Genomic DNA, 13,494 nt, shown 5'->3' with positions numbered 1-13,494 from the left:
GGAAGATCGTGTCTCACCATTGCGCGGGCGACCTGAGGTCGGTCCGGGATGGTCACGCCTCCGATCATGCGGGCAAGGTCGCGATTATTGCAACCTTGGACACAAAGGGCCGCGAAAGCGCTTATCTTGCGCGCGTCATCGAACAGTGGGGCCGCAAGACTCTTACGATTGATGTAGGCACATCAAACAGGAGGTGCAGAAGCGAGGCGGATAGCAGCGATGAACGGATGGCTGCACCCGCTGAGCTCTTACGGGAAATAGCCGCAAGCGCGCGTGAAGAAGTCAAGGAGCTCCTGCGATCAGGTGCGATCGACGCCGCCGTCGGAGTGGCGGGCGGCAAAGGTAGCGCAGTCTTCGGTGAAGTTGTATCGGATTTGCCGTATGGATTCCCAAAGCTGCTGGTGAGCAGCGCGAGGCCAGCCCTCCTGGCCGAACTCGCCCTCCACCATGACATCATCCTCTATCCGACCCTGGTCGATCTGTTCGGAATCAACGCGTTCACCGAACGCGTTCTGGGCAATGCAGGGCGCGCCATTGCGGCGATGCGCTATGTGCCTGCTCGAGAGCGGCGGAAGAGAAAGACTGTTGCGATCACGGCCTTTGGGGTCACGACGCCGGCGGCAAATCGCTGTGTAGCGCGGCTGGCAGAGGCCGGCTTCGACGCGATTGTCTTTCCGGCCAATGGCGCTGGGGGCCGCAAGATGGAGCAGCTCGTGTCCGCCGGTGAGTTCGATGCGGTGATCGATTTGACCACAACCGAGCTCGCTGACGAGCTGGTCGGCGGTACGGCCAGTGCAGGTCCGGATCGGCTCAAAGCAGCTTCTCACCGCATGATTCCTCAGCTTATCGCGCCGGGAGCTGTCGACATGGTGAACTTTGGCCCTCCCTCGAGCGTGCCTGCCGAGTTCAAGGGGCGCCAATTCTATTCGCATACTCCCTTCACGACGCTCATGCGCACGACCGCCTCGGAGAACGAGCGCATAGGCACGCTCACAGCAGAGCGCCTCTCGCAAGCAAAGGCGCCCGCCCTCGTGTTGTGGCCGGCCAAGGGGGTGTCTGACTATGACCGGGACGGTGGAATCTTTCGAAATCCTGAAGCCGATAGAGCCTGGTTCGACGCTGTCAGGCAAAACCTACCGCCCTCGATCATCGCCCGCGAGCTGGATTGTCACATCAACGATCCGGAATTTGCGGACGCGGCCGCATCGTGGATCGTTGAACGACTGACGCCAGGAGGGTCGTCCCGTGCGGATGTTTGATCGGTCCGAAATACTCGCAAAGATCATAGCTCAAGTTGCGGCGGGAAAGGCAGTGCTTGCCGCGGCGAGCAGTTGCGGGCTCGTCGCAAAATGCGCAGCTCTGGGCGGGGCTGACATGCTCGTGGTCTACAGTACTGGGTTATCGCGGTTGATGGGGCTGCCGACGAGCCGGATCGGCGATTCCAATGCGCGGACGCTTGAGCTGGCGGCGGAGATCCGCAATGTCGTGTCCTCCGTTCCTGTTATAGGCGGTGTCGAGGCCTGGGATCCCCTCCGGCTCGACCTCGATGATCTTCTGGACAAGTTCTGGGCTGCCGGCTTCTCCGGCGTGATCAACTATCCGACCATTTCAACGATGGGTGAGAAATGGCGTGAGCGTCGAGGCCGCGTGGGGCTCGGCTTTGAGCGTGAAGTTGAGATGATCGCGGCGGCCCGTAAGAAGAACATCTTCTCGCTCGCGTATGTGGCAAGCCCGCACGACGCCAAAGCGATGGCAAGCGCTGGAGCCGATTGCATCGTCCCACATGTTGGCGCAACGCGCGGCGGGCTTGTGGGACATGAGGAGGGAAAGTCGATTGAAGAGGCCATCAGGCGCATCAACGATATCAATGATGCAGCTCAAGCCGTCCGCCCGGACGTCACGCTTCTTTGCCATGGCGGGGAAATCGCTGAGCCCCAGGATACCTCGGAAGTCTACCGCTCGACCGGTTGTGTTGGCTTCGTTGGCGCCTCCTCCATCGAACGGATCCCGATCGAGCGGGCGGTGAAGGCTGCAGCCGAAGAATTCAAGGCCGTTCCCCTCCCGCGAGAGCGCCAGCATTCACTGCAGAATCTGCACCGAGGCACGAATGAATAGCCCAATCACCGAATTGAAACCCAATGCAGCTTCCTTCTCCAAAGCGAGCAAGCCAACGCACGATTTGGAGACGGACGTGCTCGTGATCGGCAGCGGCGCCGCTGGACTGTCCGCAGCGCTCTATGCGGCAAAGGCCGGACTTCGCGTCACGGTGTGCGAGAAGTCTGACCGGCTCGGTGGCACGACCGCCCTGTCGAACGGCATGATCTGGGTTCCATGCTCAATGCAGGCCCGAGCCGCGAAAATCGATGATTCGATTGCGAATGCGAAGATCTATCTGCAACAAGAACTTGGCAACTACTATCGCCCCGAGTTCGTGGACGCCTATCTTGAAGACGGCCCAACGGCGCTCGCCAGCTTGGAGAATGGGAGTGAAGTGAAGTTCACACTGGCCTCCGCTCCGGATTATCATTCCAGCCAAATCGGCGGGGTCGACAAGGGGCGGGCGCTGAGCCCAGCACCTTACGACGGACGGCTTCTCGGCAAGGATTTCGACCTGATAGGTGATCCGATTCGCGTCGTGCTCGGCGGCATGATGATTTCGTCTGGCGAGGTCAGAAGCTTCCTCAACCCCTTCCAGTCGGTTGCCTCGCTCAAGCACGTCCTGCGCCGGGTCAGCCGCTACGCAGGCGACCGGCTGCGCTACAGGAGGGGCACTGAACTCAGTGGCGGCAATGCGCTGATCGCGCAATTATTGGTAAGCCTGCGCAGATATGGCGTTGAAATCTGGCCACGCTGCCCGGCGGTAGATCTGACGAGGGAGGGAGGGAGAGTTACTGGCGCACTCCTCAAGCGGGATAGCGCCGATCTCCGCATGCGCGCCGCGCACGCAGTGATCCTGGCAACTGGTGGCTTTGCGCGGAACGGAAAATTGCGAGCCCAGCTCAGCGGAGCCCACCAGCACAATGATACGCTGGCCCACAGCGATGTCACTGGTGATGGTATTGCGCTCGCAGGCAAGCTCGGAGCGGCAATTGATAATGACGTGGCATCGAGCGGCTTCTGGACGCCCGTCTCGATCCTCAGGAGCGGGCGCTCCTCGCAAGTGGTCCCCTACGGCTGGCTCGATCGTGGCCGTCCAGGCGTCATCGCGGTGGGGCCAAACGCCAAGCGATTCGTCAACGAATCCAATTCGTATCATGATATCTGCCTTGCCATGTTCAACAACGGTTATCCGGCGGACAAGCGGTTCTATTTCATCTGCGACAAGGAATTCGTCCGCCTCAGGGGCATGGGACATCTGCTCCCCTGGCCATGGACATTGAGTATCAACAAGTATGCCCGGTTGGGCTACATCGAGATCGGCCGGACTATTGCGGAGCTTGCAGCGGAATTGGGCCTCGACCCCGACGAGCTCCAAAAGACCGTTGAAGAACACAATGCCCACGCAGCTGAAGGACGCGATCCGCTCTTCAACCGGGGTGAATCGGCTTTCAACCGTACGCTGGGAGATCCGGCGGTCGCAAAGAAAAACCCGAACCTTGGGGCTATCAAAAGCGGCCCATTCATCGCACTCCCAATTGTCCCGGCAACCCTTGGGACGGCGACCGGCCTCTCAACAGATGCAGAGGGACAGGTCCTGAATGGACATGGGGCGCCGATCGCAGGTCTTTATGCCTGCGGCAATGACATGACCTCGCCAATGCGTGGATTCTATCCTGGCGCAGGCATTACGATCGGGCCGGCGATTGTGTTCGCCTATCGCGCGATCGACCGCATCGTGCGGTCGGCGCGACAGGGGCAGCCCGCGGCGGCATCCAGAGTATAAGCCGAGTGTTCTCTCCTGTTCGCCCCGCGACGACGGACCAGCGGTGCGCATGGCCTACCAGCACCGCTATAAACACCTTATGAGCCCTGCCGGGTTTTCATGCAGCTATGATCTCATGATTTGGAGGGCACGATGCGCCGCTCACGCAACACCAAGATCGTCGCAACCGTCGGCCCGCATCAAAGCTCACCGGGACGCAGTTGCGAGCCCCCGGTGATGCTGAACTGGTCGGTGAAGGAATTCGCTGACCGAAGCGGGTTGTCATGCGCCGTCATCAGGCGGCTCGAAGAGTATAATGACACGCCTCCGGCGTCCGACGAGTTGCTCCAAACCTCGTAAAACACGTGTGCGGGGGAACTGAATCTACCTTTCCGCTGGTTGGCAAGGCAGGTGTTCGGCCGCAATGAGCTTTTCAGTACTGAACAAACAGCCTGCGGCATAGTCAAGTAGTGCGTCATTTCACCTGATTTCTTCCAATGCTTCGACATCGTTCGCCGCGGAACGCGTTTGCGCCCCCTGCGACTCGGTTAGGACATGCGGGTAGCTCTCCTATCGTTTTGGCTGAATTGAAATTGGCCTGGCGAGAACGTTTGCGGCCCGCAGGCGGCTCTCTTTACGCGGGCGCAATGTCGGTTGCCCGGCGAACATTACCCAAAATTACTCAGATCTCCCTACCTTTCTCTAGGCAATCTCGCGCAGCATGTCGTGAATGAAGCGCCGACAGGCGGGCCGCCCAAGAAGCCCACCATCGCCTGCAACTCCCATTGCCGGGATGACCTTCTAGGAGCGCTCTCGTGCCAGCAGCCCTTCGTTTCCAACGAGTAGCTCACCCCTTCAAACGATCGGGGTGAAGAAGATGTGCTCGCAATCTCAAGGAATGTGAGGCAGCGGCATGAATACGCTACTTATCGCCATGTTCGAAATCTTGAGCTTCGGCGCGATCGTTGTCCTGGTCGTGCTCGGCCTCGGTATCATTGCCAGCATGATGGGTATCTTCAACTTCGCCCAGGGCGAGTTCGTCCTGCTCGGCGCCTACGTCACTTATCTCGTGCACAGCCTCGGTTTGCCGGTCCCGCTCGGCATGCTTGTCGCGCCCGTCGCGGTCGGCGCGCTTGGTTTCGTGCTGGAAAAAGTCGTGGTGCGACGGTTCTACGCCGCTCCAATCGTCGCCATGCTTGGCACCTATGCGCTCGGGCTGATCATTCGTGAAGCCGTGCGCGGCCTGACCGGCGGACTCTATCTCTCCGTGCCGGAGCCAATCAGTGGCTCTATCACGATCGGTAGTCTGCATTTCGCTGCCTGGCGCGGCGTCATCGTCATCATCACTTTGCTGGTGATGGCCGCGAGCCATGCACTGCTCGCCTACACCTCGTTTGGGCTGCGGGTCCGCGCCTCGCTGGAGAACCCACAGCTAGCGCGTGCCTCGGGCATCTCCACGGGCATGATCTACAGCGTCACCTTTGCGTTTGGCGCGGCGCTCGCGGGCCTCGCCGGCGCGCTGATCGTGCCGGTCTTTTCGCTGTTCGCCGATCTCGGCATCCGATTTCTTATCCAGGGTTTTGTTGCCGTGATGGTCGGCGGTGTCGGGTCCTTCGCGGGCCCGGTCGCTGGCGCCAGCGTCATCGGCACGTTCAGTGCCTGGTTGCCTTGGCTGATGTCGCCGGTGATCGCCGACGTTCTGGTGTTCGTGCTCGCCATCATTTTCATCAAGTTCCGGCCGCAAGGCCTAATTTCGGGAAGAGGGGTCAACCGATGATCAACGCCAGCCGTGAACTGAGCCGCCGCCGCTTTCTCGGCAATTTTGCCTTCGCTTCGGCTGCCATCGCGGCGGGCCCAGGCAGCTGGGTGATCCGCCCGGACTGGGCAAATGCTGCGGAAGGCCCGATCAGGCTCGGCATTGCTACCGATCTTACGGGGTCACTCGGCTTTGCCGGCAACACCGACGCCAATGTCGCTCGCATGCTGGTCAAGGAGATCAACGATTCCGGCGGCCTATTGGGACGCCCGATCGAGCTCCTGATTGAGGATACTGCCTCCGACGAATCCGTCGCCGTGGGAAATGTGCGCAAGCTGATTCAGCGAGATAAGGTCGACTTGGTGATCGGGGGTATCTCGAGTTCGATGCGCAATGCGATCAAGGACGTCATTATCTCTCGCGGCAAGACGCTCTATATCTATCCGGAAGGTTACGAAGGCAAAGAGTGCACGCCCTCTCTGTTCTGCACCGGGCCGGTACCGGCTCAGAATTGCGACCAGTTCATTCCCTGGTTGATCAAAAATGGTGGCAAACGCTTTGCCCTGCCTGGCTCCAATTATGTTTGGCCGCAAACAATTAATGCCTATGCGCGCAAGGTGATTGAGAGCAGCGGTGGCGAAGTCGTCTTTGAAGAATACTACCCGCTCGACCAGATTGACTTTTCCTCTACGGTTAGCCGCATCATATCCAACAAAGTAGACGTGGTTTTCAACGCTATTGTTCCGCCCGGCGTTAGCCCGTTCTTCAAACAGCTCTACCAGGCCGGCTTCTCCAAAAACGGCGGGCGGCTGGGCTGCGTCTATTACGACGAAAACTTCCTGGAAATGAACCAGGCTCACGAGATTGAAGGGCTCGCGAGCAGCCTCGACTACTACAAGGTGCTGGCGGCGGAGGATGCAGTGAGCGCCAGGATCCAATCGGCGTACGACAAACAATTCCCTGCCAAGTTCCGGTTCTCGGCAGGCAGCGCCGCTACCGGCACCTATCGCGGACTGAAGCTATGGGAGGCGGCGGTGAAGGAGGCTGGTACAATTGACCGCGACTCGGTAGCTGCCGCCCTCGACCACGCCAAGATCGCAGAAGGGCCGGGCGGGCCTGCCGAGATGGCGCCCGGCAAGCGCCACTGCAAGATGAATATGTACATCGGAGTGGCGAAGGGCGGCCAGTACGAGATTGTCGCGCGTAGCGCCGGCCTTGTCGATCCGAAGGAGTGCTGATGTCATCGACCGGCACTGGCATACAGCCTCCGCCACGCGTCATTGAAGCTGCTCGTTCGCTCCCCTTGGCATCTGCCTTCGCAGGGCGAACGAAGGTGCTTCCGATTCTCGAACTAGCATTGCTGATTGCGGCTTCGATCGCACCTCTCGTCCTGCGGGATTACATCACTGTTTATGCGACGCGAGTGCTAATACTGTGCCTCTTCGCGTTGTCGTTCGACCTGGTGTGGGGCTATGCCGGGATATTGAGCTTGGGCCAGTCGTTGTTCTTCGGCATGGCCGGCTACGGTGTGGCGCTGCTTTCACGCGACTTCGGGGTCGGATCGATTTTTGCCGTTCTTCCGGCCGGAGCCCTGATAGGCTTTGTGGCGGCATTGCTGCTGGCAGGCTTCCTGCTGCTCGGCCGTCATCCCTCCAGTGTAGTCTTCGTTTCCCTTGGTACTATGACCGGAGCTTACGCAGCTGACCGCCTGGCGAGAGGGTCACATTATCTTGGCGGCCAGAACGGTATCCCTTCGATCCAACCGATGACCATCGGCTCGCACGAATTGAGCGAGGGACCAGGTTTCTACTACCTGGTGCTCGCCATTCTAGTTCTGATCTATCTTCTGTCGCGCTTTTTGCTGCGATCCCAGTTCGGCCTGGCGCTCGCGGGATTGCGAGAGAACGAACAGCGGATCGCCTTCTTCGGGTACAAAGTGCAACATTTGAAGGCGATCATATTCGCAATCAGCGGCGCGATTGCAGGTACTTCCGGAAGCCTTTATGCGTTTCACGAGGGGTTCGTCTGGCCAAACATGCTGGGCGTGGTCATGTCGACCCAGGTCGTTCTCTACGTCTTGTTCGGCGGCTCCGGGACATTGATCGGTGCGGTCGTCGGCACCGCGATTGTCGAGGGGCTCAGCTTCTGGCTTTCCGACAACTATCGCGATATCTGGCCGATCATTCTCGGCGTTCTGCTGTTGCTCGTCATTCTGTTCCGGCCCCTCGGCTTGATCAGCCTCGTGCTAGGTGAGCGAGAACGTGTCGGTCGTTTCGGCCCGAGCCTGAAGGAGAAGCGCAATGCCGCTCCTTGAAGCCGCCGGCGTCTCCAAGGTTTTTGGCAAGCTCACGGCGCTAGACGGAGCGGCGCTCACGGTCGGCGACAGAGAGTTTCATGGCCTGATCGGACCGAACGGCTCGGGCAAGAGCACGCTGATGAAGTGTCTTGCAGGTGCGCTCGTGCCAACCCGAGGCAAGGTGACGTTCATCAACACTGACGTCACCTCGCTTACGCCGCCAGAGCGTGCGCGAGCTGGCATGAGCTTGAAATTCCAGATCACCGCCGTCCTACCGACCCTCACGCTTTACGACAACATCCTGCTCGCGCTGCAGGCCAGGTCCTCACTGCTGGACCTGGCGTTCTCGCGCACTCGAGGACGACTGCACGAGGAGGTCATGACGATGCTGCTCCAGTTCCGGCTCGCCGATCGCGCCTTTGATGCTGCGGCGACCTTATCTCACGGGCAGCAGCAATGGTTGGAGATCGCGATGGCGCTCGCATGCCGACCCCGCCTGCTGCTGTTGGACGAGCCCACCGGCGGCATGAGCCTGGAAGAGCGCCGCGTCACCGGCGAATTGCTGCAGCCGATCAAACAGCATTGCTCGCTCGTCATCGTGGAGCACGACCTGGATTTCATCCGCGACATCTGCGACCGCTTGACGGTGCTTGATCAGGGCAAGGTGCTGGCGTCAGGAACGGTTGCCGAGATCCAAGCCAACAGAAGCGTCCAGGAGATTTATCTGCGCCGTGCCTGAATTCCTCAATATCAAGCATCTCGATGCCGGCTATGGACGTAGCCAAGTCTTGTTCGGCGTCAATATGGCCATCCCGCCGCATGGCGGGGTCGCCGTCCTCGGCCGCAACGGCGCCGGAAAGAGCACGCTCATGAAAGCGATTGTCGGCGAACTGCCGGCATGGAAGGGCGGCGTGCAGTTCAACGGCCAAGACATCGATCGCCGGCGGACCGAAGTGCGGGTGCGGGCCGGCATTGGATATGTGCCGCAAGAGCATTCAGTGTTCGCGCGCCTCTCCGTGCGTGACAATCTCGCCGTCGGATCGCTTTTGCACCCCGATGGATCGGCAGTGGAGCGGGTGATGAAGATGTTTCCGAAACTCGGCCAGCGCCTCGATCAGCCGGCCGGAACGCTCTCCGGTGGCGAGCGCAAGATGCTCGCAATAGGGCGCGCGATCCTCGGAAACCCGAAACTCCTCCTGCTGGACGAGCCGACCGAGGGTGTCTGGATCGGTGTCATCGAGGAGATCACCGAGCGGTTGGTCGAGCTAGCCAGAGAGATCGCCATCATCATCGTCGAGCAACACCTCGACCTCGCAATGCGCGTAGCGGAGCAGGCCTATGTGCTCGATCGCGGCCGTGTCGCGCTTTCGGGCGCGTCGCAGCAGCTGCGCAACGACCCGCGGCTGTTGTCGTATCTAGCGCCGTAGAGGCGTTCGCCGGAGGCTATCTCCATGTCGAAGGTGGCGCATTTGAGTTTCTTGCGATGGCTGAACGGAGAGGGGCAATGTCCGAAACCATGAGCGATTTTGTCAATTCGTGCCAAGTCGTCGATGTCCATGAACATCACATGGCCGAGGTCGCACATAGCGCGGACGTAAATCTGTTGAAACTGTTCCAACAGAGCTATGCGGCTTGGACGAGTCACGTGCTGCCATCCGAGCCTAAGGCAACCATCGAAATGGTATCTATCCCTCCCGAGCCGACCACCTGGGAGGCCCTTGCGCCGTTCCTCGAGAGGAGCGGATCGAACGCATTCGTCCGTAACCTCGTCCGCGGAGTCGCCGAGCTTTACGGCGTCGCCGACACTGGAATCACTCGCGACAACTGGGAGGCGGTAGATGCGTCAGTGCGCTTGCGTCACAAGGAGGCGACATGGCCAAGTGAGGTGATCGGGCGGGCCGCCATCGGAAGGATCGTAACAGACCCTTTTCTCGATCCGTTGATGGATCCGCGGCCGGTCCTTGGGCAAAGTTACGATGCGGTCCTGCGGATTAACGCATTCGCCCTCGGCTGGCACCCCGAATCTCGCGATCATAATGGAAATTGCGGGCATACGTTGCTGCGGCGCCTCGGCCTCGAGGTGAAAACCTTCGATGATTATTGCGACGCAATCCGTGAGCTCGTTGCCGGCTGCTCACGGCGCAATCACATCGCGCTCAAGAACGCACTCGCCTATGACCGGGATCTAAGCTTTGACGAACCGGACGAGGAACTGGCTCGGCAGGCTTGGGGACAAAGGTCTCCATCCCCTGCGGCGCGCAAGGCGTTCTGCGACTTTGTCGTCGACTTGTTTTGCCAACTCGCAGGCGAGGCCGACCTGCCAGTCCAAACTCATCTTGGAACGGCAATCATAAGCGGCTCCCACCCCCTACGCATGACCGGGTTGATTGAGCGTCATCCTCGGACCCGCTTTCTGTTGATGCATTTGGCCTATCCATGGAGCCGGGACCTGTTGGGAATGGCCTTTGTGTACCGAAATGTCTGGCTTGATTTGTGCTGGTCTTTTCTATTGAGCCCGTCACATTTCAAGCTTGCCCTCCACGAATCCATTGAAGTCCTGCCAGATGAATCGCGAATGATGATCGGAGGAGATTGTCTTCACGTTGAGGAGACGTTTGCCGCGATACAGGGCGCACGCCGGTTGATCGGTGAGGTTCTGAACGAAAAAGTCGCGAACGGTTACTTTCAGTCGCGAGACGCAGAGCGTTTGGCGATCAGAATCCTTGGCGGGAACGCGAAGGAGTTTTTCAGACTGTCCTGAAGGCTGCCCTTTGTTACGCGATTTTACCCAAACGCGAGCGGAAGAGGCTGCTTGAAACCTAAAATGACAGATAGCTTTCAGGCTGCCGGTCCCGGGGAAAGAGCAAGGCACGTGGATTTAAGGCTATGGGTCAGTTCGATGTTGAATGATCGCCGACAACTCAGCCGCCGCCGCTTTCTCTACAATTTCGCCTTTGCGTCGGCGGCCATTGCGGCCGGCCCGGCCAGCTGGGTGATCCGTCCTGACTGGGCCAACGCCGCCGAAGGCCCGATCAGGATAGGCATTGCCACCGACCTTACGGGGGCACTCGGGTTTGCCGGGAATACCGACGCCAATGTCGCTCGCATGGTGGTCAACGAGATCAACGAGACCGGTGGTCTACTGGGGCGCCCCATCGAGCTCCTGATCGAGGACACCGCGTCCAACGAGTCCGTCGCTGTCGGCAATGTCCGCAAGCTGATTCAGCGAGACAAGGTCGACCTGGTGCTCGGTGGCATTGCGAGCTCGATGCGTAACGCCATCAAGGACATCATCATCTCTCGTGGCAAGACGCTCTACATCTATCCGCAGGCCTACGAAGGCAAGGAGTGCACGCCCAATCTGTTCTGCACCGGCCCGGTTCCGGCGCAGAATTGCGACCGGTTCATCCCCTGGCTGATCAAGAACGGGGGCAGACGCTTCGCGCTGCCTGGCTCCAACTACGTCTGGCCGCAAACAATCAACGCCTATGCGCGCAAGGTGATCGAGAGCAGCGGCGGGGAGGTGGTGTTCGAGGAGTACTATCCCCTTGACCAGATCGATTTTTCATCGACCGTGAGCCGCATCACGTCCAACAAAGTAGACGTGGTCTTCAACAGCGTCATCCCCCCGGGCGTCGGCTCCTTCTTCAAACAGCTTTATGAAGCGGGCTTTTCCAGGAATGGGGGACGGCTTGGCTGCGTCTACTATGACGAGAACACGCTCGAAATGAATCAGGCTCACGAGATCGAAGGCCTCGCCAGCAGCCTGGACTACTACAGGGCGTTCGCGGTGGAAGATCCGGTGAGCGCCAAAATTCAGTCGGCCTACGAAAAGCAGTTTCCTGGCAAGTTCCGGTTCTCAGCAGGCAGCGCCGCGACCGGCACTTATCGAGGATTGAAGCTGTGGGAAGCCGCAGTCAAGGAAGCTGGTACGCTTGACCGCGAGGCGGTCGCCGCCGCTCTCGACCACGCAAAGCTTGCGGAAGGGCCTGGCGGGCCGGCGGAGATGGTGCCGGGCAAGCGCCACTGTAGGATGAACATGTACGTTGGTGTGGCAAGGGCCGGCCAATACGAAATCGTCGCCCGTAGCGCCGGCCTGGTCGACCCAAAGGAGTGTTGAAAGGCCCATGTTACGCGGTCCAGCTTTGCTGGCGCCGCATGCGAGCAGATCGCGGTAGCTAGTTTCCGCGATAGTTTGGCGGCCTCTTCTCAAAGAAGGCGTTCATGCCTTCCTGCTGGTCAGCTGTGCTGAAGGCAAACCGGATCGCTTGCCGTTCAAACTCGAGCCCGGCGTCCAGCGTGGTCTGAAACGCGGCGAGAACTGCAGCTTTGGCAAGTTCAGCCGAACGGGGAGGCTTTTGCGCAATCAGATCGGCTAGTTCGACCGCACGAATCTGCGCCCTGCCGCTTTCGACAACTTCCGCCACAAGGCCGGCCTGCATCGCGATCCGCGCCGTGATGGATTGGCCGCTCAGGATCATCAGCATGGCCAGCGATTTGCCAGCAACGCGTGTCAGCCTTTGCGTCGCGCCGTCGCCCGGCAATATCCCGATGTTAATCTCAGGCTGTCCAAATACCGCCCCTTCGCCTGCTATCACGATGTCCGCGAGCAGTGCCAATTCGTGGCCGCCGCCGAAGCAAATGCCCTCGACTGCGGCAATGAGAGGCTTGGGGAAATTGGCGACATCCCGCCAGGCAGAACGTCGCGCGGGATTGTCGATTGCCTCAAAGCCGCGCTCTCGCATCTCCTTGATATCGGCGCCGGCAGAGAAGAACGCATCGCTGCCACAAATCACGACACAGCGGACATCTTCGTCAATTGCGGCATCCCGCAAGGTCGCGCCTAGATCCACAATCAGTTCGTTGCTCAAGGCGTTTCGTTTCGATGTCCTATTCAGCGTCAAAAGGCGCACGTGGGGCGCGACAGATGTCGACTGGATGAGATCGGACGTCTTGGTCATGGAGCGGTTCTCCTGAAGGAATATGAGAACCAGCGCATAAACTGAAATCGATTTCTTGGCAACGACGGTTCTTAGGGCCTGTTTTTGGGCTGAATCAGTCCCCGCGCCGCTGGCACCGGTCGCTCAAGCGGGCTGACGGCGCCCCATGAGGCGCGCCTTAGCCTTGAAAAGCGGCTTGACTCCACAGTTCTGAATTCTTATTGATCTTGAAATCGATTTCAGGAATGGTGTAGAAAAAGGCTGACAAATGCGGGAAACCGGAAGCGTGCGGCCAGCGAGAGCGGGCGCATCTGAAGGATCTCATTGACGCTGCGGCGCTCTTTGACGCCGCGCCGTCCAACAAGAACATCAGCTTCTTCAGAAGCGCGCTAAGAGCAACAGGAGGAGGGTTAGCCATGGGAATGGCACGGAATGTCGCGCGCGCTTTATGCGAGCCGCCGCGCAAGTCGGAGGCAACGATGGAGGCGTCCTGCGCCGTTAGGATCGTGCAATGGCCGCTCCTGAGGCGAGGCCCGCAAATACGCGAAGGGAGGCGGGCTTTCCACCGGCATCCCGGGCACCCTTTGCGCCTGCGCTTCCGCGGTCCGGCCTCCTCAAGGCCGCCGCTCTCATAGACCCC

11 protein-coding genes are annotated in these 13,494 nt (G+C 59.8%); 10 read left to right on the top strand and 1 reads right to left on the bottom strand.

The features are described 5' to 3' along the window. Positions 1–8: 8 nt before the first annotated feature. From E4K64_RS30560 to E4K64_RS30515, 10 genes are all read left to right on the top strand, one after another. A complete protein-coding gene (locus tag E4K64_RS30560) occupies positions 9–1,259 on the top strand; it encodes a Tm-1-like ATP-binding domain-containing protein (RefSeq protein WP_235884828.1) in 1,251 nt (416 codons plus the stop codon). After that, positions 1,252–2,115, top strand: a complete 864-nt coding sequence (locus E4K64_RS30555) for a phosphoenolpyruvate hydrolase family protein (RefSeq protein WP_126261781.1) — start codon at positions 1,252–1,254, stop codon at positions 2,113–2,115. The genes E4K64_RS30560 and E4K64_RS30555 overlap by 8 nt, the downstream gene beginning before the upstream one ends. Then, positions 2,108–3,883 carry an FAD-dependent oxidoreductase gene (locus tag E4K64_RS30550; protein ID WP_126261780.1) on the top strand — a complete coding sequence of 592 codons (1,776 nt, stop codon included), beginning with the start codon at positions 2,108–2,110 and terminating at the stop codon, positions 3,881–3,883. Before E4K64_RS30555 ends, E4K64_RS30550 begins: the two co-directional genes overlap by 8 nt. 892 nt (positions 3,884–4,775) lie before the next feature. Then, a complete protein-coding gene (locus tag E4K64_RS30545; protein ID WP_126261779.1) occupies positions 4,776–5,639 on the top strand; it encodes a branched-chain amino acid ABC transporter permease in 864 nt (287 codons plus the stop codon). Further along, a complete protein-coding gene (locus E4K64_RS30540) occupies positions 5,636–6,856 on the top strand; it encodes a substrate-binding protein (RefSeq protein ID WP_126261778.1) in 1,221 nt (406 codons plus the stop codon). The genes E4K64_RS30545 and E4K64_RS30540 overlap by 4 nt, the downstream gene beginning before the upstream one ends. Positions 6,857–6,921: 65 nt before the next feature. Beyond that, entirely contained in the window at positions 6,922–7,932 is a 1,011-nt protein-coding gene (locus tag E4K64_RS30535) for a branched-chain amino acid ABC transporter permease (RefSeq protein ID WP_126261792.1), read from the top strand. Next, positions 7,919–8,653, top strand: coding sequence for an ABC transporter ATP-binding protein (locus tag E4K64_RS30530; protein WP_126261777.1), 735 nt, complete (start codon positions 7,919–7,921; stop codon positions 8,651–8,653). Before E4K64_RS30535 ends, E4K64_RS30530 begins: the two co-directional genes overlap by 14 nt. Further along, a complete protein-coding gene (locus E4K64_RS30525) occupies positions 8,646–9,341 on the top strand; it encodes an ABC transporter ATP-binding protein (RefSeq protein WP_135166771.1) in 696 nt (231 codons plus the stop codon). Before E4K64_RS30530 ends, E4K64_RS30525 begins: the two co-directional genes overlap by 8 nt. A gap of 77 nt (positions 9,342–9,418) precedes the next feature. Further along, positions 9,419–10,675, top strand: coding sequence for an amidohydrolase family protein (locus E4K64_RS30520; protein WP_164719093.1), 1,257 nt, complete (start codon positions 9,419–9,421; stop codon positions 10,673–10,675). 141 nt (positions 10,676–10,816) lie between these two features. Next, positions 10,817–12,034, top strand: a complete 1,218-nt coding sequence (locus tag E4K64_RS30515) for a substrate-binding protein (RefSeq protein WP_126261791.1) — start codon at positions 10,817–10,819, stop codon at positions 12,032–12,034. A 58-nt stretch (positions 12,035–12,092) separates the two neighbouring features. Here the strand turns inward: E4K64_RS30515 and E4K64_RS30510 are convergent, their stop codons facing one another. After that, on the bottom strand, positions 12,093–12,875 hold the full coding sequence (locus E4K64_RS30510) for an enoyl-CoA hydratase-related protein (protein ID WP_126261774.1): 783 nt from the start codon (positions 12,873–12,875) through the stop codon (positions 12,093–12,095). Positions 12,876–13,494: the final 619 nt, after the last annotated feature.

This window comes from Bradyrhizobium frederickii, from assembly GCF_004570865.1.
Classification (GTDB): domain Bacteria; phylum Pseudomonadota; class Alphaproteobacteria; order Rhizobiales; family Xanthobacteraceae; genus Bradyrhizobium; species Bradyrhizobium frederickii.
Note: the sequence above shows the minus strand (reverse complement) of the source record. Positions and strands in the feature narration are given on the sequence as shown.